This window comes from Streptomyces liliifuscus (assembly GCF_016598615.1).
Lineage (GTDB): Bacteria > Actinomycetota > Actinomycetes > Streptomycetales > Streptomycetaceae > Streptomyces > Streptomyces liliifuscus.
The window spans coordinates 7414572-7434648 of record NZ_CP066831.1 but is presented as its reverse complement, the minus strand read 5'-3'; the positions used below and the strand labels follow the sequence as shown (position 1 = coordinate 7434648).

Annotated in this window: 16 protein-coding genes; 12 read left to right on the top strand and 4 right to left on the bottom strand. The window is 69.2% G+C overall.

The features are described 5' to 3' along the window. Positions 1–18: 18 nt before the first annotated feature. Entirely contained in the window at positions 19–606 is a 588-nt protein-coding gene (locus JEQ17_RS31990) for a dihydrofolate reductase family protein (RefSeq protein ID WP_200398395.1), read from the top strand. 236 nt (positions 607–842) lie between these two features. Here JEQ17_RS31990 and JEQ17_RS31985 read toward each other — a convergent pair whose 3' ends face one another. Continuing rightward, on the bottom strand, positions 843–1706 hold the full coding sequence (locus JEQ17_RS31985) for a hypothetical protein (protein ID WP_200398393.1): 864 nt from the start codon (positions 1704–1706) through the stop codon (positions 843–845). 154 nt (positions 1707–1860) lie between these two features. On the opposite strand from JEQ17_RS31985, the gene JEQ17_RS31980 reads away from it, so the two are divergent. Both JEQ17_RS31980 and JEQ17_RS31975 read left to right on the top strand, forming a co-directional pair. Continuing rightward, a complete protein-coding gene (locus tag JEQ17_RS31980) occupies positions 1861–4470 on the top strand; it encodes a M14 family zinc carboxypeptidase (RefSeq protein ID WP_200398391.1) in 2610 nt (869 codons plus the stop codon). A 39-nt stretch (positions 4471–4509) separates the two neighbouring features. Further along, entirely contained in the window at positions 4510–5664 is a 1155-nt protein-coding gene (locus tag JEQ17_RS31975; protein ID WP_200398389.1) for a serine hydrolase domain-containing protein, read from the top strand. Positions 5665–5907: 243 nt separating this feature from the next. Here the strand turns inward: JEQ17_RS31975 and JEQ17_RS31970 are convergent, their stop codons facing one another. Then, complete coding sequence (locus JEQ17_RS31970; RefSeq protein WP_200398388.1) at positions 5908–6327, bottom strand: organic hydroperoxide resistance protein; 420 nt, start codon at positions 6325–6327, stop codon at positions 5908–5910. A gap of 106 nt (positions 6328–6433) precedes the next feature. Further along, on the bottom strand, positions 6434–7456 hold the full coding sequence (locus tag JEQ17_RS31965) for an NADP-dependent oxidoreductase (RefSeq protein WP_200398386.1): 1023 nt from the start codon (positions 7454–7456) through the stop codon (positions 6434–6436). Positions 7457–7569: 113 nt separating this feature from the next. On the opposite strand from JEQ17_RS31965, the gene JEQ17_RS31960 reads away from it, so the two are divergent. Next, positions 7570–8040, top strand: a complete 471-nt coding sequence (locus tag JEQ17_RS31960) for a MarR family winged helix-turn-helix transcriptional regulator (protein ID WP_200398384.1) — start codon at positions 7570–7572, stop codon at positions 8038–8040. A gap of 308 nt (positions 8041–8348) precedes the next feature. Here the strand turns inward: JEQ17_RS31960 and JEQ17_RS31955 are convergent, their stop codons facing one another. Next, a complete protein-coding gene (locus JEQ17_RS31955) occupies positions 8349–9068 on the bottom strand; it encodes an SCO2400 family protein (protein ID WP_200398378.1) in 720 nt (239 codons plus the stop codon). Positions 9069–9323: 255 nt separating this feature from the next. Here JEQ17_RS31955 and JEQ17_RS31950 point away from each other — a divergent pair, with 255 nt between their 5' ends. From JEQ17_RS31950 to JEQ17_RS31915, 8 genes are all read left to right on the top strand, one after another. Beyond that, positions 9324–10490, top strand: coding sequence for a mandelate racemase/muconate lactonizing enzyme family protein (locus JEQ17_RS31950; protein ID WP_200398376.1), 1167 nt, complete (start codon positions 9324–9326; stop codon positions 10488–10490). Positions 10491–10662: 172 nt separating this feature from the next. Next, complete coding sequence (locus tag JEQ17_RS31945) at positions 10663–11676, top strand: zinc-dependent alcohol dehydrogenase (protein ID WP_200398375.1); 1014 nt, start codon at positions 10663–10665, stop codon at positions 11674–11676. Between the two features lie 169 nt (positions 11677–11845). Then, a complete protein-coding gene (locus JEQ17_RS31940) occupies positions 11846–12814 on the top strand; it encodes a hypothetical protein (RefSeq protein WP_200398368.1) in 969 nt (322 codons plus the stop codon). A 134-nt stretch (positions 12815–12948) separates the two neighbouring features. After that, positions 12949–14061, top strand: coding sequence for a multiple monosaccharide ABC transporter substrate-binding protein (chvE, locus tag JEQ17_RS31935; RefSeq protein WP_200398366.1), 1113 nt, complete (start codon positions 12949–12951; stop codon positions 14059–14061). A 32-nt stretch (positions 14062–14093) separates the two neighbouring features. Further along, positions 14094–15635: a multiple monosaccharide ABC transporter ATP-binding protein gene (mmsA, locus tag JEQ17_RS31930; RefSeq protein ID WP_200398364.1), complete on the top strand. Its 1542-nt coding sequence runs from the start codon at positions 14094–14096 to the stop codon at positions 15633–15635. A gap of 5 nt (positions 15636–15640) precedes the next feature. Continuing rightward, the gene (gene mmsB, locus JEQ17_RS31925) at positions 15641–16885 is read left to right on the top strand and encodes a multiple monosaccharide ABC transporter permease (RefSeq protein WP_200398362.1); all 1245 of its coding nucleotides are present in this window, start codon (positions 15641–15643) and stop codon (positions 16883–16885) included. Between the two features lie 52 nt (positions 16886–16937). Beyond that, positions 16938–18050, top strand: coding sequence for an aldose epimerase family protein (locus tag JEQ17_RS31920; protein WP_456115141.1), 1113 nt, complete (start codon positions 16938–16940; stop codon positions 18048–18050). A gap of 128 nt (positions 18051–18178) precedes the next feature. After that, on the top strand, positions 18179–19783 hold the full coding sequence (locus JEQ17_RS31915; protein ID WP_200398358.1) for a pyridoxal phosphate-dependent aminotransferase: 1605 nt from the start codon (positions 18179–18181) through the stop codon (positions 19781–19783). Positions 19784–20077 lie beyond the last annotated feature (294 nt).

Sequence of the window (20077 nt, the reverse complement as noted above, 5' to 3'; positions counted from 1 at the left end):
CACCAAGGAGAGACCGAAATGACGTACTCACTGCCCGACACCGCACCGCAGACCGCCGCAGGCAAGGTCCTCTGGCACTTCACGATGTCGCTCGACGGCTTCGTCGCCGGCCCCAACCACGCGATGAACTGGATGACCGGGATCGTCAACCCCCGGGCCGACATCACCCAGGAGTACGTCGAGACCACCGGCGCCATCCTCGGCGGCCGGGACGGCTTCGACGCCTTCCCCGACGCCGACTCCACCTACGACGGCACGATGCAGGGAACCGTGTTCATCCTCACCCACCACCCCGAGGACGCCCCGCCCACCCCGAGGACGACGTTCCTGAACTGCGGTGTGGCCGAAGCGGTCCGGATCGGCCTCGAGGCCGCCGACGGCAAGAACCTGGAGATCCTCTCCGCCTCGGTCGGCCGGCAGGCCCTCGAACTCGGTCTGATCGACGAGATCGACCTGCACATCGCCCCCGTCCTGCTCGGCGACGGAATCCGCCTGTTCGACAACCCCGGCGGCGCCCCCGTCAAACTCCGACTGCTCAACGGCGACATCCCCACAGCCGAGATCAACGTCAGGTACCGGCCGGCCGCCGACGACCAGCAGCCCTAGGCACAGCCGGACTGCTCACCGCAATCGCAGCCGCTCTCCGTAGTCGGGTCGGGACCGTCCAGAGCAACAAGGGTCGGTCCTGACCGTGTTCGAAGTGCCGCCCGTCCCCGCTTCGACACACCGGGTCGTCTCCCAGCCTCGACGGCAGGCCGCCGGCAACCAACGAAGTGTGGGAAACGGGCACTTGGGGGCGCGAGGAGCTACGCGACCAGCCACAACGCGTCCCGCGGACCACGTCACACGGGATGGACCGCCACCACAACCCCCCGCTCCGCCGCAGGCGACACCGCCGCGGTGACGCGGACAGCCCCCGCCCGAGCCACCCTCCCCACCCGCGAAGCGGACACCAGCAGCAACGGCTGCAGCCGTTCGAGGCCGGACACCACGAACTCCTCCCCGGCGATCAGCAGGGGACGGCCGGCCTTCAGACCCGCAGCCGCCGCCTCCGTAATGTCCGCCAGAGGCGGCAGAGCCACCCGCACAACCCCCACCCCCGCAGCCGCGGCCCGCTCGGCCAACGCCACCTGCAACGGCACCAGCGGAGCCAACGCCGCGGTCAACGCGTCAGCGATCCGCCGCAGTTCGGGGGACGAGTCCCGCAGAACATCCGCCGCGGCCCGGATCAACGGCGCGAGCGCGAGCAGCACCCCCGCCACCACCCCCGCCGCCGCGGGCAGCAACGGCGACGTGGCGTCCACCAGTTCGCCCAGCGCCTCCGCCGCCTCCTCCACCGCGGGCTCCACCGCGTCGAGGACGGGCAGCAGACTGTCCCCGAGCGCCGTGAGCAACGCCTGCGCGGGCTCGCTGACCGGATGAACGGCGAGCGGCGCCCCACTCGTCCCCAGCCGAGTCAACGTGTCCACGATCCGGTAGAAGGCCTCCTGCGCCTCGGGCGAGGCACTGGCCTCGGCCAGCTCGGCGGTCGTCTGCCGCAGCACCCGCAGCACTTCCGCCCCCGAACCGTCTCTGGGATCGAAGGTGTTGATCGCGATACGCGTGATGTTCCCCGCCGTGTCGAGCAGTTGGCCGGTGATGTCGGTCGTGCTCCGCGCGATACGTGCCACGTCATCCCTGCTGGGGAGCGACGGAATCGTTGCCATGGACTCTCCTCGCCTCACGCACAGCATGCCCGCTCCACCGACACTCGGACCCACCATCAGCGGGAACCCGCGGCAACCCGTGGCCCCGGTGACGCCAACGCCCTCTTGTTGCACGTGAGTCGAACAGGTAGACCTCCGCGTACCGATGTCAGGCATGTCCACAGCAACTCCAGCGGAGGTACGCGTGCGTCTACCGAGACCCGCCCTGATCGCCACGGCCACCGCCACCGCGGCGGCCACGCTCCTGCTCACCCCGAACGGCGCGGTCGCCGACCCCACGCCCGGTCCCGCACCCCAGTCCGCTCCCCCGGTCCGCGAGGGCTCAGGTCTCTCCGATCTCTCCGACCGGGCGGCCGCCAGAGCCCCGGAGAGCACGACGGACCGCGCCCTCACCGCCCCGGTCACCGAGCTCACCGACGGCACCGGCACCGCCGGAGGCACCCGCGGCTACCCCCGCGAGCAGGTGCTCACCCCGGACCCGGAGAACCCGGCCGACAAGTCCATCAAGCTGGGCCTCACCCCGTACCACGCCATCGCCCCGAAGCTGAACGCCCTCCAGCGGCTCGGCGACCGGGTGAGCGTGGAGGTGGCGGGGCGCTCGGCCGGCGGACACCGTCTCTACCTGGTCACCGTCACCGCGCCGGAGTCCACGCGCCAGGCCCGCGCCCAGGAACGTATGCGCGAACTGATCGAGAACGCGCCCTCGGCCGCAGCCAAGGACCCGTCGGTCAAGCGCACTTACAAGACGCCCGTGTTCTTCAACAACAACATCCACGGCAACGAGTGGGAGGGCACGGACGCGGCCCTCAAGCTGATCGAGAAGCTCGCCACCGCCCAGGACCGGTCCACCACCGATCTGCTCGCCCGCAACCGCGTGTACTTCAACATCACCGCGAACCCGGACGGCCGTGTCGCCGGCACCCGCGCCAACGCCAACGGCTTCGATCTGAACCGTGACTTCGTGACCGCCTCGCAGCCCGAGGTCCGCGCGATGCGCCGGATCGCGATCGACAAGCAGCCGGCAGTCATGGTCGACCTGCACGGGTACGTCAACGGCACGCTCATCGAGCCCACGACTCCCCCGCACGGCGAGAACTACGAGTACGACCTCTTCCTGAAGAACACCTACGCCAACGCCCTGGGCATGGAGGCCGCCGTCAACGGCCTCGGCTACACGCCCGCCAAGGACGGCGTGGAGCCAGCCCAGATCCCGTTCCGGGACCAGGAGGAGGGCTGGGACGACTGGCCGCCGATCTTCACCCCTCAGTACATGCCGTTCCACGGCGCGGTCGCGGCGCACACGGTCGAGTTCCCGATGGCGGTGAACAACGACGAGTACGACGACCTGCCCGTCACCGAGCTGCGCCGCCGCTCGGCGATCAACGTCGCCATCGCGGGCGCGGCGATGCGCGCGAGCCTCGACTACACACAGGCGAACCGCACTTCGCTGATCGCCGACCAGATCGAGGTCTTCCGCCGGAGTGTCACGGGCGCCGCGCAGGTCCCGGTCTCGCCGGAGACGGTTCCGGGCGTGCCGGGCATCGGCCCTGAGGACGTCTACACGACGGACTTCCCGCGCGCGTACGTGATCCCGGCGGGCGCGAAGGCACAGCGCTCGGCCACCGCCGCGGCCCGGCTCGTCGACCACCTGCTCGCCAACGACGTCCAGGTCCGGCGCGCGACAAAGGACTTCGGGCTCGGCGGGAAGACATACGCGAAGGGGTCGTACGTCGTCGATCTGCGCCAGCCCAAACGCGGCATGGCCAATGTGATGCTGGCGGACGGACGGGACATCAGCGACAAGGTGTCCGTGATGTACGACATCTCGGGCTGGAGTCTCGGCCGTCTGTGGGGCGCGACCGTCGACACCGTACGGACGTCGAAGCTCTCCGTGCCGGACCGCGCGGTGCACGAGGCCGCGAACGTCGGCTATGTGGCGCCTCGCGGCACGCTCCGGCTGCGGCTCGACGACGCCCGTGAGATCGCGGCCCTCAACTCCCTTCTCGCGGACGGGGTTTCGGTGCGCGGGGCGGCCGACGGCAGTGCGATCGTGCCCGCCTCGGCCCGTACGAGGGCTGCGGCCCTGGCGAAGAAGTACGACGTGGCCTTCGACGCGACGAAGGCGGCCGGGACCGCCCCGCTCCACCGCGTGCGGGTCGCCGCGGCCGTCACGCCCGGCGAGCTGTTCGCGCTGCGCGAGATGAACTTCGACGTGACGCCCGTCTCCACGGCGATCCTCAACGCGGGCTTCGACTGGTCGAAGGCGGACGTGCTGTTCGCCTCCGCGGGTCTGAACCACGCGGGCCTCAACACGGCCGCACGCGCCGCCCTGGACGCCTTCCTCGACCGCGAGGGCCTCGTCGGCCGCGGAGCCACCGGAGCGGCCCTCAACGCCGCCGCGGGGCTTCTGGCGGTCAAGCCCGTCGAGGGCAACGGTGACGCCAACGGCGTTGTGCGCGTGGTCAATTCGGCCGGCGGAGTGACCTCCGGCGCCCCGGACCACAGTTTCGTCTACGCGCCGCTGTGGTTCACGGACCTCGGCCCCGGGGTCCGGGTGGAGCAGTCGTACGCGGCCGGGAACCCGCTCGTGTCCGGGCACTGGCGTGCACTGGAGGACGGCAGCGGCGGTCCGGCGCAGGCCGCGGGGCGGGCCTCGGTGGTCAGCGGTCCGCATGCCGTCCTGTTCGGCACGGAGCCGCTGTTCCGTGATCATCCGAAGGGGCAGTTCCCACAGGTCGCACGTGCTTTGCTGACAGTGTCCTGAGGGACGTTCCCAGACAACCGTGACACGAGGAGAGTACGGATGACACAGGAGATCCACGGCACCGTCGCCGAAGGCTTCGAGGCGGTGCGCGAGGAGTTCGCGTCCGTCGTCGCCGCCGAACGTCCCGACTACGCGGGCCAGTTGAGCGCGTACGTACGGGGGCGGCGGGTCGTCGATCTCTGGACAGGCGCGGACACGGACGGCGACACGCTGTTCGGTGTCTTCTCCTCCACGAAGGGGGCGGCTCATCTGGTGGTCGCCCTGCTCGTGCAGGACGGCACGCTGGACCTCGACCGTGAAGTGGCCCACTACTGGCCGGAGTTCGCCGCCGAGGGCAAGGGAGCGGTGACCCTGCGGGAGCTGCTCGCGCACCGGGCGGGCGTGGTCGGGGCGGACGCGGGCTTCACGGTCGAGGAACTGGCCGACGACCGGGTGGTGGCCGAACGCCTCGCCACCCAGCGGCCGTTCTGGCGGCCGGGCTCGGCGTTCGGCTATCACGCGCTGGTGATCGGCGCGCTCACGGGCGAGGTCGTACGGCGGGCGACGGGCCGTACGCTCCAGGAGCTGTACGAGGAGCGGATCCGGGCGCCGTACGGGCTCGGGTTCTATCTGGGGCTGCCCGAGTCGGAGGAGCACCGGTATCTTCCGGTCCTGCCGATGGCACCGACTCCGCCGGAGCAGGCGCTGCTCGACGCCACGCCCAGGGGGCCGCACACGTTGTCGTCGATCGCGTTCAACGAGCATGTGCCGGGGGCCGTGCCGCTGGTGGACTTTCCCAACTCCCGTGCCGTGCGTGCCCTGGGCTCCGCCTCGGCGGGCGGGGTCGCGTCCGCGCGGGGGCTCGCCGGGATGTACGCGGCGGCGATCAGTCAGGTCGACGGGCGGGGGCCGCTGCTGAAGCCCGACGCGGTCGGGGAGGTGGGACAGATCCACTCGGTCGGCTACGACCTGATCGCGCGCGCCCACAAGTCGTACGGGCTCGGGTTTCAGGCCACCGCGGACATGTGGCATCCGTTTCTGGGGGCCGGGGCGTTCGGGCACAGCGGGGCGGGGGGATCGCAGGGGTTCGCGGATCCGCGGAGTGGGCTTGCGTATGGGTATACACGGCGGCGGATCGCGTTTCCCGGTGGGGCCGCGCCGGAGAATCAGCGGTTGGTCCGGGTGGTTCATAAGGGGGCGCTCGCGCTTGGTTAGGCGCGAACGCCCCCTCATGAACCGGGGGTTGTGTTGAGGGTGCGGGGTGGTGGGGGCTTGGTCGCGCAGTTCCCCGCGCCCCTGGAAGACCGGTGGCTGGGGTCGTGCGTCGCGTGACCGTCCGCCTTGGTTGCTCGCGCCGTTCCCCGCGTCCCCAAAAACCGGTGGCCCGGCCCGTACGTCACGTGACGGGCCGGCCTCGGTTGCTCGCGCCGTTCCCCGCGCCCCTGAAGGGCCTGTGGCTCAGGTCAATGTGACTGTGATGTTGCCTGTGGTGGCCTTCGAGTAGGGGCATACCTGGTGGGCCTTTTCCAGGAGGGAGCGGGCCGTGGTGGGGTCTGTGTTCGGGATGCTGGCGGAGATCTCGACTATGAGGCCGAAGCCTTCGGCGTTCTTGCCGATGCCGACCTTCGCTGTGACGGTCGAGCCGGAGATGTCGGCCTTCTCCTGGCGGGCGACGACGCCGAGGGCGCCCTGGAAGCAGGCGCTGTACCCGGCGGCGAAGAGCTGCTCCGGGTTGGTGCCGGTGCCGCTGCCGCCCATTTCCTTGGGCGGGTTGACGACGACGTCGAGCCTGCCGTCATCGGTCGCGACACGGCCGTCGCGACCGTTCTCGGCGGTGGCGACGGCGGTGTAGAGGACGTCGGTCTGCTGGATGGACATGCGGTGGCTTCCTCCTTGGTCCGCCACGACTCGCGCCCACGATTCGCGACAGTTTCGGAAAGAAGTTACCGCATGTCGGAAGTCCAGCAGAAGCCCGGATTCGAAGTCAGAGCTTGACGATCATCTTTCCGGTGTTCTCGCCGCGCAGGACGCCGAGGAACGCCTCCAGGTTGTTCTCGATGCCCTCGACGACCGTCTCGCGGTACTTGAGCTCGCCGGAGGCGACCCAGGGGCCGACCTCCTGGACGAACTGCGGCTGCAGGTCGTAGTGGTCGCCGACGAGGAGGCCCTCGATACGGCCGCGGGTCGCGATGAGACGGGCGAGGTTCTTCGGGCCGGGGGCGGGCTCCGTGTTGTTGTAGACGGAGATCATCCCGCAGATCGCGATACGGCCGTGGAGGTTGAGGGAGCCGATCGCGGCCTCCAGGTGGTCGCCGCCGACGTTGTCGAAGTAGACGTCGATGCCGTCGGGGGCGGCCTCCCTCAGCTGCTCACTCACGGAGCCGTTCTTGTAGTTGAAGGCGGCGTCGAAGCCGTACTCCTCCACCAGGAGCTTGACCTTCTCGTCGGATCCTGCGGAGCCGATGACACGCGAGGCGCCCTTGAGCTTGGCGATCTGGCCGACCTGGCTGCCCACGGCTCCCGCCGCGCCGGACACGAAGACGGTGTCGCCCTCCTTGAAGGAGGCGGTGCGCAGCAGGCCCGCGTACGCGGTGAGGCCGGTCATGCCGAGGACGCCGAGGTACGTACTCAGGGGCGCGGCCTCGGGGTCGACCTTGACGGCGCTCTTGGCATCGAACGTGGCGTGGTCGCGCCAGCCGAAGAAGTGCAGGACGCGGTCGCCGACCGCGAAGCCCTCGGCGTTCGACGCGATGACCTCGCCGACGGCGCCGCCCTGCATGACCTTGCCGAGCTCGAAGGGGGCGGTGTACGACTTCGCGGCGCTCATGCGGCCGCGCATGTACGGGTCCACGGACAGGTACTCGTTGCGCACCAGGACCTGGCCCGGGCCGGGCTGCTTCACCTCGGTCTCGACCAGGGCGAAGTCCTCGGGCTTCGGCCAGCCGACGGGGCGGCTGACGAGGTGCCATTCGCGGCTGGTGGCGGGGAGGGCGGAGGTGTCGGTCATGAGGGGCGCCTTTCCGTGGGGCAGCGGCTCTACGTCGCAAATACTTCAGTAACTGAAACAACCATGCACCTGAATATTTCATGATGTCAAGTAATGGGGGTAGCCTGGAGAACATGTCCACGCAGAAGACTCCCCGGATCGACCCTCTGACACTCGAGGTCGTCGACCTGATCGGCACGGTGGTGGCGCGTTACCACGAGGAGTACGAGGAGGCGGCGGCGGAGCATGCGCTGACCGGGGCGCAGGCTCGGCTGCTGAGTCTGCTCTCGCTGGAGCCGTTGCCGATGCGGCGGCTGGCTCAGAAGCTGAAGTGCGAGCCGTCCAATGTGACCGGGATCGTGGATCGGCTGGAGGTGCGGGGGCTGGTCGAGCGGCGGCCCGATCCGGCGGACCGGCGGGTGAAGCTGGCCGCGGTGACGGAGGAGGGGCTGGGGGTTGCGCGGAGCCTGCGGGACTCCCTGCGGTTTGCGCGGGAGCCGCTTGCGGGGCTTTCGCGGGAGGAGCGGGTGGCTTTGCGGGGGTTGCTTCTGCGGATGCTCGACGGGTCCGGCTCCGCGGGGGTGGACGGACCGGGCGGTTCGTAGTCCGCGGGCCGGTGGGGGCTTGTCGCGCAGTTCCCCGCGCCCCTGAAAAACCGGTGCCTGAGGTTGTCCGCCGCCTGACCGCCGACCTGGGTTGCTCGCGCCGTTCCCCGCGCCCCTGAAAGACCGGTGGCTGAGGTTGTCCGCCGCCTGACCGCCGACCTGGGTTGCTCGCGCCGTTCCCCGCGCCCCTTACGGGCGCGGCTCAGCCTCAGGCGCCCCTTTAGGGGCGCGGGGAACTGCGCGATCAGCCCCCACCGGGCCGCACCCGGCGAATCAGACCTCGGGCCATGCCCTCAGGGAGTCGGAGGCTACGAGCACCACCACAGGAAGCGTGTGCACGTTTCTGTGGGGGTGGGGTCGGGGGACGGGTCCTCCGCCGTGGGGGCCGGGTCCGGGGTGGTGGGGTCTGCGGGGGTGGTGTCCCCCGGGGTGGTCTCGTCCGGGGCCGGGACCGAGGAGCCGGGGTCGGTCGAGCGGGACGGGGTCGACGATTCCTTCTTCTCGTCGTCGTCCTTGTCCTCGTCCTTCTTGGACTTCTTCGACTCCGAGGCCGAAGGGGAGGCCGACGCGTCCGGGGACTCCGCGCCCGCCCCGCCGGCGGAACCGGCCTCGTCGTCGGACAGCGCCGAACCGTCCGCGGAGGCGGAGGAACCGGACGACGCCCCGTCCGCCGCTGCCGCCTTCGGCTCGGAGGAGGGGGCCTCTATACCCAGCTCGGCCAGACTGAGCCCGCCCGCCGCGAGCAACAGCCCCGCCCCCACGAGCAGCACCCGCTTTCGCCGCCGCCGGTGCAGCGCGGCACGCCGGTCGCGCCGACTGGCCCGCACCCCGCGGCCGCCCCGGCGCCGGGACCGGCGTCCACCGGCCGCCGGCTCGTCGCCCTCCGGGTCGTCGTCGAACTCGTCGACGGCGTCCTCGCGGTCCTCCAGGGAAGCCGCGTACTCCCGGCACGCTTCGGCCGATGTACCGCACCCCGGGCAAGCGAGGGCGCCATTGAGGTGCCTTTGGCACGGGTGGCAGTAGTCCATGACGCCGGAAGACTAAACTCCGCGCAGGTCACGTTCACAGTCACAGCTGTGAAAGTTCTGTGCTGAACTGCCCGTTCCGGTTGGGCGAGTTGAGGACAGGCCGGACCATTCGCCGCCTTCCAGTGCCATCGCGTCGAAACCGTTGTGCGTTCGACCCATTGACACTGCCGCCGCCGAATCCTTACTGTCTGGCCAGCATTTCGAACGTGTGACGAAATTTCGAACAGAGCCGTAGAGCCACAAGGGGCAATTTCCGTGCGCATCACCGGAATCAGCACACACGTGGTCGGGACGCCGTGGCGCAACCTGACCTATGTCCAGGTGCACACCGACGAGGGCATCACCGGAGTCGGTGAGACTCGCATGCTGGGGCACACCGACGCGCTGCTCGGCTATCTGCGAGAGGCGGAGACCAACCACATTCTCGGTTCCGACCCCTTCGCTGTCGAGGACCTCGTGCGTCGCATGAAGTACGGCGACTACGGGCGGGCCGGAGAGATCGTGATGTCCGGCATCGCCGTGATCGAGATGGCGTGCTGGGACATCAAGGGCAAGGCCCTGGGCGTACCGGTGTGGCAGCTGCTGGGCGGCAAGGTCACCGACCGGGTGAAGGCGTACGCGAACGGCTGGTACACCACGGAGCGCACTCCGGAGGCGTACCACAAGGCGGCCCAGGAGGTCGTCGCGCGCGGGTACAAGGCGCTGAAGATCGACCCCTTCGGGACGGGTCACTTCGAGCTCGACCACGAGCAGTCGCTGTACGCGGTCTCGCTGATCGAGGCGGTCCGGGACGCGATCGGCCCCGAGGCCGAGCTGATGCTGGAGATGCACGGCCGCTTCTCGCCGGCCACCGCGATCCGCCTCGCGCGCGAGCTCGCGCCCTTCAAGCCGGCCTGGCTGGAGGAGCCGGTCCCGCCGGAGAACCTGAAGGCGCTGGAGAAGGTGGCGGCGAAGGTCGACATCCCGGTCGCGACCGGTGAGCGCATCCACGACCGCATCGAGTTCCGCGAGCTCTTCGAGAGCCAGGCCGTGGACATCATCCAGCCGGACGTCGGCCACATCGGCGGCATCTGGGAGACCCGGAAGCTGGCGGCGACCGCCGAGGCCCACTACGTACTCGTGGCGCCGCACAACGTGGGCGGCCCGGTCCTCACCGCCGCCTCCCTCCAAGTCGGCTTCACCTCCCCGAACTTCAAGATCCTGGAGCACTTCAACGACTTCGCGGACGCGGAGATCAAGAAGGTCGTGAAGGGTGCCCCGCAGGTCGTCGACGGCTACTTCGAGCTGTCGCACGAGCCGGGTCTCGGCGTCGAGCTGGACACGGACGCGGCGGCCGAGTTCCCGCAGCAGCAGGCCCGCTTCGACCTGTGGGCGGACGGCTGGGAGCAGCGCAAGCCGTCCTCGCAGGGCGGTGGCAAGTGACGGCGCCCGGCACCGGGGTGGGCGGCGGGCCGCGGACGGTTCTGCACCACCGCAACGCGCCGCTGTGGTCGAGCGCCGCCGCGGCCGATCGAAGGGATGCCGGCCGCCCCTTCGAAGCCCCGGCGCGCGGCACCATCGCGGAGTCGACCCGCCCCACCGCCACGGAGCACTCATGAGCGCCCCCGCGCAGGCCGTCGTGATCGAGGGTCCCGGCGAGCACCGGCTCGCCGCCCACGAGCCCGTGGCGCCCGCCGCCGGCGAGGCGCTCGTACGGGTCCACGCGAGCGGTATCTGCGGCAGTGACCGTGAGGTGTACCAGGGCAACAGGCCCGAGGGGTACGTCCGTTATCCGCTGACGCCGGGGCACGAGTGGTCCGGCACGGTCGAGGCGGTCGGTCCCGGGGTCCCGGAGGGGCTCGTGGGCCGCAAGGTGGTCGGTGAGGGCTTCCGCAACTGCCAGGTCTGCGACCGCTGCCACGAGGGCGAGACAACGTTGTGCACGGCCGGCTACGAGGAGACGGGCTTCACCCAGCCCGGCGCCATGGCCACCACGCTCACGCTGCCCGCCCGGCTGCTGCACATCCTGCCGGAGGACGCCGATCTGACGGCCGCGGCGCTGCTGGAGCCGGCGGCCTGCATCGCGGCGGCCGCGCTCAAGGCGAACGCGCGGCCCGGCGAGCGGGTGGCCGTCGTCGGCACCGGGACGCTCGGCATGTTCGCCGTGCAGTTCCTGAAGGCGGGTTCGCCCTCGGAGCTGCTCGTGGTGGGCACCCGCCCGGACCGCGAGGAGCTCTCGAAGACGTTCGGCGCGACCGACTTCCGTACCAGGGACCAGGAGTTGCCCGACGATTTCGACGTGGTGATCGAGACCGCCGGGTCGGCGTCCGCCGCGACCACCGCCGCCTCCCTGCTCCGGCGCGGCGGACGTCTCGTCCTCACCGGTATCCCGGCTCCGGGTGCCGTCGGCCTCGACCCCACCGATCTCGTCGTACGGCAGCTGGAGGTGCACACCGTGTTCGGGGCGCCGCCGGAGGCCTGGGCGCACACGGTGCGGGTCTTCGGCGCCGGTCTCCTCGATCCCCTTCCGCTGGTCACGCACGAGCTGCCGTTGGACGAGTTCGCTCATGCCATCGAGCTGGTGGGGTCCGGCGACCCGAAGGTCGGCAAGGTACTGCTGCGGCCCTAGGGTCTGTCTGCGGTTTCCCGTGACAGACCCCGGGCCCGGCGGTACCGGCCGCCCCCCGATCCGTACGCCGGTACGGAGACCTGACGCTCCGTACCGGCGTACATCCACCGCCACGAACCACGTCCGAGACATCGAACGCGAATCCGCCAAAGCCAGCTAAGGACAGCTAGTGACCGACGCTTCTCCCAAGGCGGCCCGTCGACCCGGTGAGCAGGCGCTCGCCGCGCTCGGCCTGGGCGCGCCCGCCCTCTCCCCCGCCGACGCCTCACCGCACGCCTTCCCGGAGGGCGGCCGCTGGCGCACCGAGATCCCCTCGTGCGAGGGGCCGGAGGCGCTCGCGGTGGTCCTCAAGGAGTCCTCGCGGCTCGATGTGCCGATCCACCGGATCAGCCAGGGCAGCGGCGTCTGGATGCTGACCGACGCCGAGATAACCGAGATGGTCGAGGCCACCGAAGAGCGCGACATCGAGCTCTGCCTCTTCACGGGCCCGCGCGGCACGTGGGACATCGGCGGCTCGACCCGGACCGACTCACGGGGCGGCGGGCTGCGCGCCCGTGGTCACGATGCGGTCGCAGGTTGTCTCGAAGACGCCGTCCGTGCAACGGAGTTGGGCGTAAAGTGCCTCCTCGTGGCTGACGAGGGCGTCCTGTGGACCTTGCACAGGGCCCGCGTCGCCGGGATCATCCCGGCGGACACGACGCTCAAGGTCTCGGCGCTGATAGGCCCGGTCAACCCGGCCGCGTACGCCGTGTACGAGCAACTCGGCGGCGACTCCATCAACGTGCCGAGCGATCTCACGCTCGACCACCTGACGGAGATCCGCCGGGTGAGTGCAGCCCCCATGGACATGTACATCGAGGCCCCCGACGATCTCGGCGGGTACGTGCGCATGTACGAGGTCGCCGAGCTGATCCGCCGCGGCGCCCCGCTGTACCTGAAGTTCGGCCTGTCCAAGGCTCCCGGGATCTACCCGTACGGCCACCACATGCGGGACGTGACGCTGTCCACGGCCAGGGAGAGGGTGCGGCGCGGTCGGCTCGCCCTGGACCTGCTCGCGCGGCACGGGGCGGACGGCGACATGGCGCCGCTCGGCTCCCGGCTCCCGGGCGCACTCCAACGGTTTGACATTCCCTCATAACGTTCCGAACACACCCCCTTCACAAAAGACGACGCGGCCGAACACAATCCCACACACTTGCTCTCGGTCCGTTCCTCACTCCGGCTCCTCGTAGCTCCAGACCGAGCCCCGTCAGAACATCAAGGAAGATGATCATGCGCAATCGCAAAGCAGCGCTTTCCGCCATAGCCGCGGCCGCCTCCCTGGCCCTCACCCTCTCCGCCTGCGGGCAGGACAGCGACGGCGGCAGTGAGGACACCAAGAAGGACGCCAAGGGCTCCACCGTCGGCATCGCGATGCCGACGAAGTCCTCCGAGCGGTGGATCGCCGACGGCGCCAACGTGGAGAAGAACCTCAAGGCGGCCGGCTACAAGACCAAGCTGGCCTTCGGCGAGGACGACCCGGACACCCAGGTCCAGCAGATCGAGGGCATGATCACGCAGGGTGTGTCCGCGCTGATCATCGCGGCGATCGACAACAAGTCGCTGGACAACGTTCTCCAGCAGGCCAAGGAAGCCGACATCCCGGTCATCTCCTACGACCGCCTGATCCTCAACTCGCCGAACGTCGACTACTACGCGTCGTTCGACAACGAGAAGGTCGGCGAGCTGCAGGGCACCCAGATCGTCGAGAAGCTCGGTCTGAAGGACGGCTCGAAGAAGGGCCCGTTCAACATCGAGCTCTTCGCGGGCTCCAACGACGACAACAACACCCGGTACTTCTTCGACGGCGCGATGAAGATCCTTCAGCCGTACATCGACAAGAAGCAGCTGGTGGTCAAGTCGGGCCAGACGAAGCTGACCCAGGTCACCACGCTGCGCTGGGACGGCGGCACCGCGCAGAAGCGCATGGACGACGTGCTCACCGCGGCATACAAGAAGGACCGGGTCGACGCGGTGCTCTCGCCGTACGACGGCATCTCCATCGGCATCCTGTCGGCGCTGAAGTCGGACGACTACGGCTCCAAGGCCAAGCCGCTGCCGATCGTCACCGGACAGGACGCCGAGGTCGCCTCGCTGAAGTCGATCAAGGCCGGCGAGCAGACGGCGACCGTCTTCAAGGACCTCCGTGAGCTCGCGAAGGTCGCCGCGAACATGGTCGACTCGGTGCTCAACGACAAGAAGCCCGAGATCAACGACACCAAGTCGTACGACAACGGCTCGAAGGTCGTGCCCGCGTACCTGCTGACCCCGGTGAGCGTCGACAAGAGCAACTACCAGAAGGTCGTCATCGACTCCGGCTTCATCAAGGCCGACGCAGTCAACTAACCGCCACCCCCTAGGGATTGGAAGGCACGACCATGGCGGGACCCGTCCTGGAAATGCGCTCGATAGTCAAGACCTTTCCGGGCGTCAAGGCGCTCTCGGACGTCTCCCTGAGCGTCCGGCCGGGCGAGGTCCACGCCATCTGCGGTGAGAACGGCGCCGGAAAGTCGACCCTCATGAAGGTCCTCTCCGGCGTCCATCCGCACGGCAGTTACGAGGGCGAGATCCTCTTCGAGGGAGAGGCCTGCTCTTTCAAGGACATCCGGGCGAGCGAGCAGCACGGCATCGTGATCATCCATCAGGAGCTCGCCCTGGTGCCCTATCTCTCCATCGCGGAGAACATCTTTCTCGGCAACGAGCACGCCACGCGCGGGTTCATCAGCTGGACCGAGACGCTCAAGCACGCGACGGAACTGCTGCGCAGGGTCGGGCTCAACGAGCACCCGGACACCCGCGTCGCCGACATCGGCGTGGGCAAGCAGCAGCTCGTCGAGATCGCGAAGGCGCTGTCGAAGAAGGTGAAGCTGCTGATCCTCGACGAGCCCACGGCGGCTCTGAACGACGAGGACAGCGGCAAGCTCCTGGACCTGATCCTTGGTCTGAAGGAACAGGGCATCACCTCGATCATCATTTCGCACAAGCTGAACGAGATCGAGCGGGTCGCGGACTCGGTGACGATCCTGCGCGACGGGCGGTCCATCGAGACCCTCGACGTGAAGGCGGCCGAGACGACCGAGGACCGGATCATCAGCGGCATGGTCGGACGCGACCTCGACCACCGCTTCCCGGACCGCACCCCGCACGACACGGAGGTGGGCTCGGCACCGGCGCTGGAGATCCGCAACTGGACCGTCCACCACCCGATCGACCAGCAGCGCAAGGTGGTCGACGACGTGTCGATCCAGGTGCGCCGCGGCGAGATAGTCGGCATCGCGGGACTCATGGGCGCCGGGCGCACCGAGCTCGCGATGAGCGTCTTCGGGCGCACCTACGGCCGGTACGCGGGCGGCACCGTCCTCAAGGACGGCACGGAGATCCGTACGAAGACCGTGTCCGACGCGATCAAGCACGGGATCGCCTACGTCACCGAGGACCGCAAGCACTACGGCCTCAACCTCATCGACACCATCAACCGGAACATCTCCCTCAGTGCCCTCGGCAAGGTCGCCAAGCGCGGCGTGGTCGACGAGCACGAGGAGCGGCAGGTCGCCGAGGGCTTCCGCAAGTCGATGAACATCAAGGCTCCGACCGTCTTCGAGCCGGTCGGCAAGCTGTCGGGCGGCAACCAGCAGAAGGTCGTCCTCAGCAAGTGGATCTTCGCGGGTCCCGACGTGCTGATCCTGGACGAGCCGACCCGCGGGATCGACGTGGGCGCCAAGTTCGAGATCTACACGGTCATCGACAAACTGGCCGCCGAGGGCAAGGCGGTCGTCTTCATCTCCTCCGAGCTGCCCGAACTGCTCGGAATGTGCGACCGCATCTACACGATGGCCGCCGGACGGTTGACCGGTGAGGTCCAGCGGGCCGAGGCCACGCAGGAAGTGCTGATGCGCCAGATGACGAAGGACAAGAGGTAAGACCGATGAGCACGAACGTGACCGCCAAGTCCCCCGCGCCGGCGCCCGCCGGCAAGGGCGGCTCGACCGGGGGCGACGGCCTGCTGCAGCTGATGGTGGACGGTATGCGCCGCAACATGCGGCAGTACGGCATGCTGATCGCCCTCGGCCTGATCGTAGTGCTGTTCGCGGTGTGGACCGACGGCGACCTGCTGCTGCCGCGCAACGTCTCCAACCTGGTGCTGCAGAACAGCTACATCCTGATCCTCGCCATCGGCATGATGCTCGTCATCATCGCGGGCCACATCGACCTGTCGGTCGGATCGCTCACCGCCTTCGTGGGCGCGGTGGGTGCCGTACTGATGGTCAATCACGACATGGCCTGGCCACTGGCCGTCGTGCTGTGCCTGCTCCTGGGCGCCGCCGCGGGTGCCCTGCAAGGGTTCTTCATCGCTTATCTCGGCATACCGTCCTTCATCGTCACCCTCGCCGGAATGCTGCTCTTCCGCGGTCTGACGGAGATCTTCCTGGAGGGCCAGACGGTCGGCCCGTTCCCCAAGGGTCTGCAGGACGTCTCGAACGGCTTCCTTCCCGAGGTCGGCCCGGACACCAACTACCACAACCTCACGCTGCTGCTCGGCTTCGCCGTGATCGCGTTCATCGTGCTGCAGGAGTTCCGTGACCGCAGGCGGCAGCAGGAGTTCGCGCTCGAGGTGCCGCCCACCAAGCTGTTCCTGCTGAAGATCGTGGCGCTCGTCGCCGCCGTCCTCACGGTCACGATGATGCTCGCCAGCTACAAGGGCGCCCCGGTCGTCCTGCTCATCCTCGGCGTCCTCGTCGTCGGCTTCGGCTATGTGATGCGCAACGCCGTCATCGGCCGTCACATCTACGCGATCGGCGGCAACCTGCCCGCGGCGAAGCTGTCCGGTGTGCGGGACAAGAAGGTCACCTTCCTGGTCTTCCTCAACATGGGCATGCTGGCGGCGCTGGCGGGTCTGGTCTTCGCGGCCCGGTTCAACGCGGCCTCGCCGAAGGCCGGTCTGAACTTCGAACTGGAGGCGATCGCCGCCTCGTTCATCGGCGGCGCGTCGATGAGCGGCGGCGTGGGCACGGTCCTCGGCGCGATCATCGGTGGTGTCGTCCTCGGTGTTCTGAACAACGGCATGAACCTCGTCGGTGTCGGCAGCGACTGGCAGCAGGTCATCAAGGGCCTGGTGCTCCTCGCGGCGGTCGGCTTCGACGTGTGGAACAAGCGCAAGGTCGGTTCGTAACCTTGCCGGTGGGGCCCCGCGGGCGCATGCCCGTGGGGCCCCATTTCTCTGTGTGCGGCTTCTTTGCGCACCGCGGCAACAGCCAAGCTCCAGAAGACAGTTGGAAGACAGGACGACCGTGAAGGAACTTTTCGGAACGCTCGCCGACGGCACGAAGGTCCACCGCTGGTCGCTGGAGAACGGCGGCACCCGGCTGGGGGTCCTCTCCTACGGCGCAGTCGTCCAGTCCCTGGAACTCCCGGACCGCGACGGCCGGTACGCGAACGTGTCGCTCGGTTTCGGGACGATCGAGGAGTACGAGGCGTCCAGCCCGTACTTCGGCGCCGTCATCGGCCGGTACGGCAACCGCATCGCCGACGGCAGGTTCACCCTCGACGGCGAGGAGCACCGGCTCCCCGTCAACGACGGCGGGAACAACCTGCACGGCGGGCCCGACGGCTTCGACAAACACGTCTGGGCCGTGGAGGAGTTCACCACCGGCTCCGACGTGGGCCTGGTCCTGCGCCGCACCAGCCCCGACGGCGAGATGGGCTACCCCGGCACGCTGACGACGAAGGTCACGTACACGCTCACCGGGAACGGCGACTGGCGCATCGACTACGAGGCCACCACCGACCGGGCCACGGTCGTCAACCTCACCAACCACGTGTACTGGAACCTCGCGGGCGAGGGCGCCGGCCAGGTCCACGACCACGAGCTGACGGTCGCCGCGTCCCGCTTCACACCGGTCGACGCGCGCCTGGTCCCCACCGGCGAGCTCGCCGAAGTCACGGGCACCGCCTTCGACTTCCGTACGCCGAAGACGGTCGGCGAGGACCTCGGCCGCAGCGACCCACAACTCCTGCACACCAGGGGCTTCGACCACAACCTGGTCCTCGACAAGGGGCTCACGGAGCGACCCGAGCACTTCGCGACCCTCCGCGAACCGGTCTCCGGGCGCACCCTGAGCATCGCGACGACCGAGCCCGGTGTGCAGTTCTACTCCGGCAACTTCCTGGACGGCGACCTCGTGGGCCCCGGCGGCCACGCATACGGTCCTGGCAGCGCGCTGTGCCTGGAGACCCAGCATTTTCCGGACTCGCCGAACCGCCCGGAGTTCCCGTCGACCGTGCTCAGGCCGGGCGGGACGTACCGCTCGACGACGGTTCACTCCTTCAACTTGTGATCCTTCTTCACAGCTGGTTCACAATTTCCACATCGATTCACAGTCGTTGAACAGAGACACACAGCGGCCCGTACTAAGGGTCGGCCCGCGTATCCCCGCTCGGGCCGCCCCTCAAGGACGGAGGGTCCATGGCCGACAATGTCACCTCGCTGTTCCGCACCGGCGCGCACAGCCCCTCGATGGCCGCGCTGGCACGCGAGAGCGGGGAGGCGGGTCCGGTGGACTTCTGTATCCCGTGCAATCCGTACTTTCCCTCGCCCAGGATGATGGACGAGCTGACCAACCGGCTGCGCGACATCATCACGTACTACCCGAGCAGCGCGGACACGATCACCGCTGAATTGTGCAACCTGCTCCAACTGCCCCCGCAGTGCGTGGCGATGGGCAACGGGTCCACGGAACTCATCACCTGGATCGACCATCTGCTGGTCCGGGAGTCGCTCGCCATCCCCGTCCCCACCTTCGGCCGCTGGACCGACCAGCCGCTGGAGACCGGCAAGCGCGTCGACATGTTCCCGCTCCAGGAGAGCAACGGCTTCGCCCTCGACCCGGCCCAGTACATCCAGTTCATCCGCTCCCGCGGCACCCGCGCGGCCGTCATCTGCAACCCGAACAACCCTGACGGCGGCTTCCTGCCCAAGCAGACGATCCTGGCGTTCTGCGACGCGCTCGCCGACCTCGACCTGATCGTCATCGACGAGTCGTTCCTGGAGTTCGCCGACGCGGAGAACGAGCCGAGCATCGTCGAGGAGGCGGTGATGCGCCCCAACGTCATCGTGCTGCGCAGCCTCGGCAAGAACTTCGGGCTGCACGGCGTGCGGTTCGGCTACATGGTGGCCAACCCGGGCCTGGCGGGCAGGATCCGCTCGATGCTGCCGAAGTGGAACCTGAACGCCTTCGCGGAGACCGTGGTCTTCATGCTCAAGGACTACGGGGCCGAGTACATGGAGAGCCTGCACATGGTGCGCCGCGACCGGCTCGACATGGCGCGCCAGCTCTCCACGCTGCCCGGCCTCACGGTCTATCCCTCGCAGGGCAACTTCCTCTTCGTGCGCCTCCCCGTGGGCGCCGAGGGCACCGTGGTCCGGGACCGCCTGCTCACCGAGCACCGGATCCTGGTCCGCGAGTGCGGCAACAAGATCGGCTCGTCCAGTCGCTTCCTGCGGCTCGTGGTGCGCCCCCAGACGGACGTGCGTCGCCTGGTGTCCGGCATGGAGTCGGTGCTCTACGGGACCAGGAGGGGAGCCGCCGTGCCCGAGCTGGGCACAGGGACCAGCTACAGCTCGGGTACGGCGGCGGTGGACCGGCTCGTCAGTTCGACCAACGGGCAGGGCTATCCGGGGATCGCCGCGGCCGCCAACGGGATGGCCGGGCAGCCCCAGCCGCTCACGGCCGCCGCGAACGGAATGATGGGCCAGCCCCAGCCGTTGACCGCCGCGGCCAACGGAATGAACGGAATGATGGGCCAGCCGCAGCAGTTCACCGCTGCGGCGAACGGGATACCCGGGCAGCCGCAGCCGCTCACGGCCGCCCAGACCCGTGGCACGACGGGCATGCCGGGCGGGCTGACCGCCGTGGCCGCCCAGGGTCAGCCGCAGGGGTTCCCGCAACCGCAGCCCCAGGCCATGCCGCAGCCGGTGCCCCAACCCGTGCCGCAGCAGGCCACCGGCTGGCCCAACACGCCGCCGAACGGCGCCGGCTGGCCGGCCGCCGCTGTCGACCGGGTCGGCTGACCACCGGACCGGTTGCCCGAGGACCCCGCATCCCGCAACGGGGCCCTCGCCGGCCGGGAGGTCCAGGACCCTCCCGGCCCCGGCACAGGGGGCAGCGGGCCCGCGCTCGGAGGGGAGACGCGGGCCCGCACCTCTTGCCCATACCGTTCAGGGGCGCGGGGAACGGCGCGATCTTTTGGCTTTTGGGCCGCGGGGAACGGCGCAGTCTTTCGGCCTTTGGGGGCGCGGGGAACTGCGCAATCTTTTAGGGGCGCGGGGAACTGCGCGACCAGCCCCCACCCACCCGCGCCCAAC

What these genes read in the sequence shown, in the direction of transcription:
- JEQ17_RS31970 (WP_200398388.1), bottom strand. Translation starts at nt 6,327, where the DNA reads ATGTCCATCCAGCAGACCGACGTCCTCTACACCGCCGTCGCCACCGCC.
- JEQ17_RS31945 (WP_200398375.1), top strand. Translation starts at nt 10,663, where the DNA reads ATGAGCGCCCCCGCGCAGGCCGTCGTGATCGAGGGTCCCGGCGAGCAC.
- JEQ17_RS31915 (WP_200398358.1), top strand. Translation starts at nt 18,179, where the DNA reads ATGGCCGACAATGTCACCTCGCTGTTCCGCACCGGCGCGCACAGCCCC.
- JEQ17_RS31955 (WP_200398378.1), bottom strand. Translation starts at nt 9,068, where the DNA reads ATGGACTACTGCCACCCGTGCCAAAGGCACCTCAATGGCGCCCTCGCT.
- JEQ17_RS31990 (WP_200398395.1), top strand. Translation starts at nt 19, where the DNA reads ATGACGTACTCACTGCCCGACACCGCACCGCAGACCGCCGCAGGCAAG.
- mmsB (WP_200398362.1), top strand. Translation starts at nt 15,641, where the DNA reads ATGAGCACGAACGTGACCGCCAAGTCCCCCGCGCCGGCGCCCGCCGGC.
- JEQ17_RS31960 (WP_200398384.1), top strand. Translation starts at nt 7,570, where the DNA reads ATGTCCACGCAGAAGACTCCCCGGATCGACCCTCTGACACTCGAGGTC.
- chvE (WP_200398366.1), top strand. Translation starts at nt 12,949, where the DNA reads ATGCGCAATCGCAAAGCAGCGCTTTCCGCCATAGCCGCGGCCGCCTCC.
- JEQ17_RS31985 (WP_200398393.1), bottom strand. Translation starts at nt 1,706, where the DNA reads ATGGCAACGATTCCGTCGCTCCCCAGCAGGGATGACGTGGCACGTATC.
- mmsA (WP_200398364.1), top strand. Translation starts at nt 14,094, where the DNA reads ATGGCGGGACCCGTCCTGGAAATGCGCTCGATAGTCAAGACCTTTCCG.
- JEQ17_RS31975 (WP_200398389.1), top strand. Translation starts at nt 4,510, where the DNA reads ATGACACAGGAGATCCACGGCACCGTCGCCGAAGGCTTCGAGGCGGTG.
- JEQ17_RS31965 (WP_200398386.1), bottom strand. Translation starts at nt 7,456, where the DNA reads ATGACCGACACCTCCGCCCTCCCCGCCACCAGCCGCGAATGGCACCTC.
- JEQ17_RS31980 (WP_200398391.1), top strand. Translation starts at nt 1,861, where the DNA reads ATGTCCACAGCAACTCCAGCGGAGGTACGCGTGCGTCTACCGAGACCC.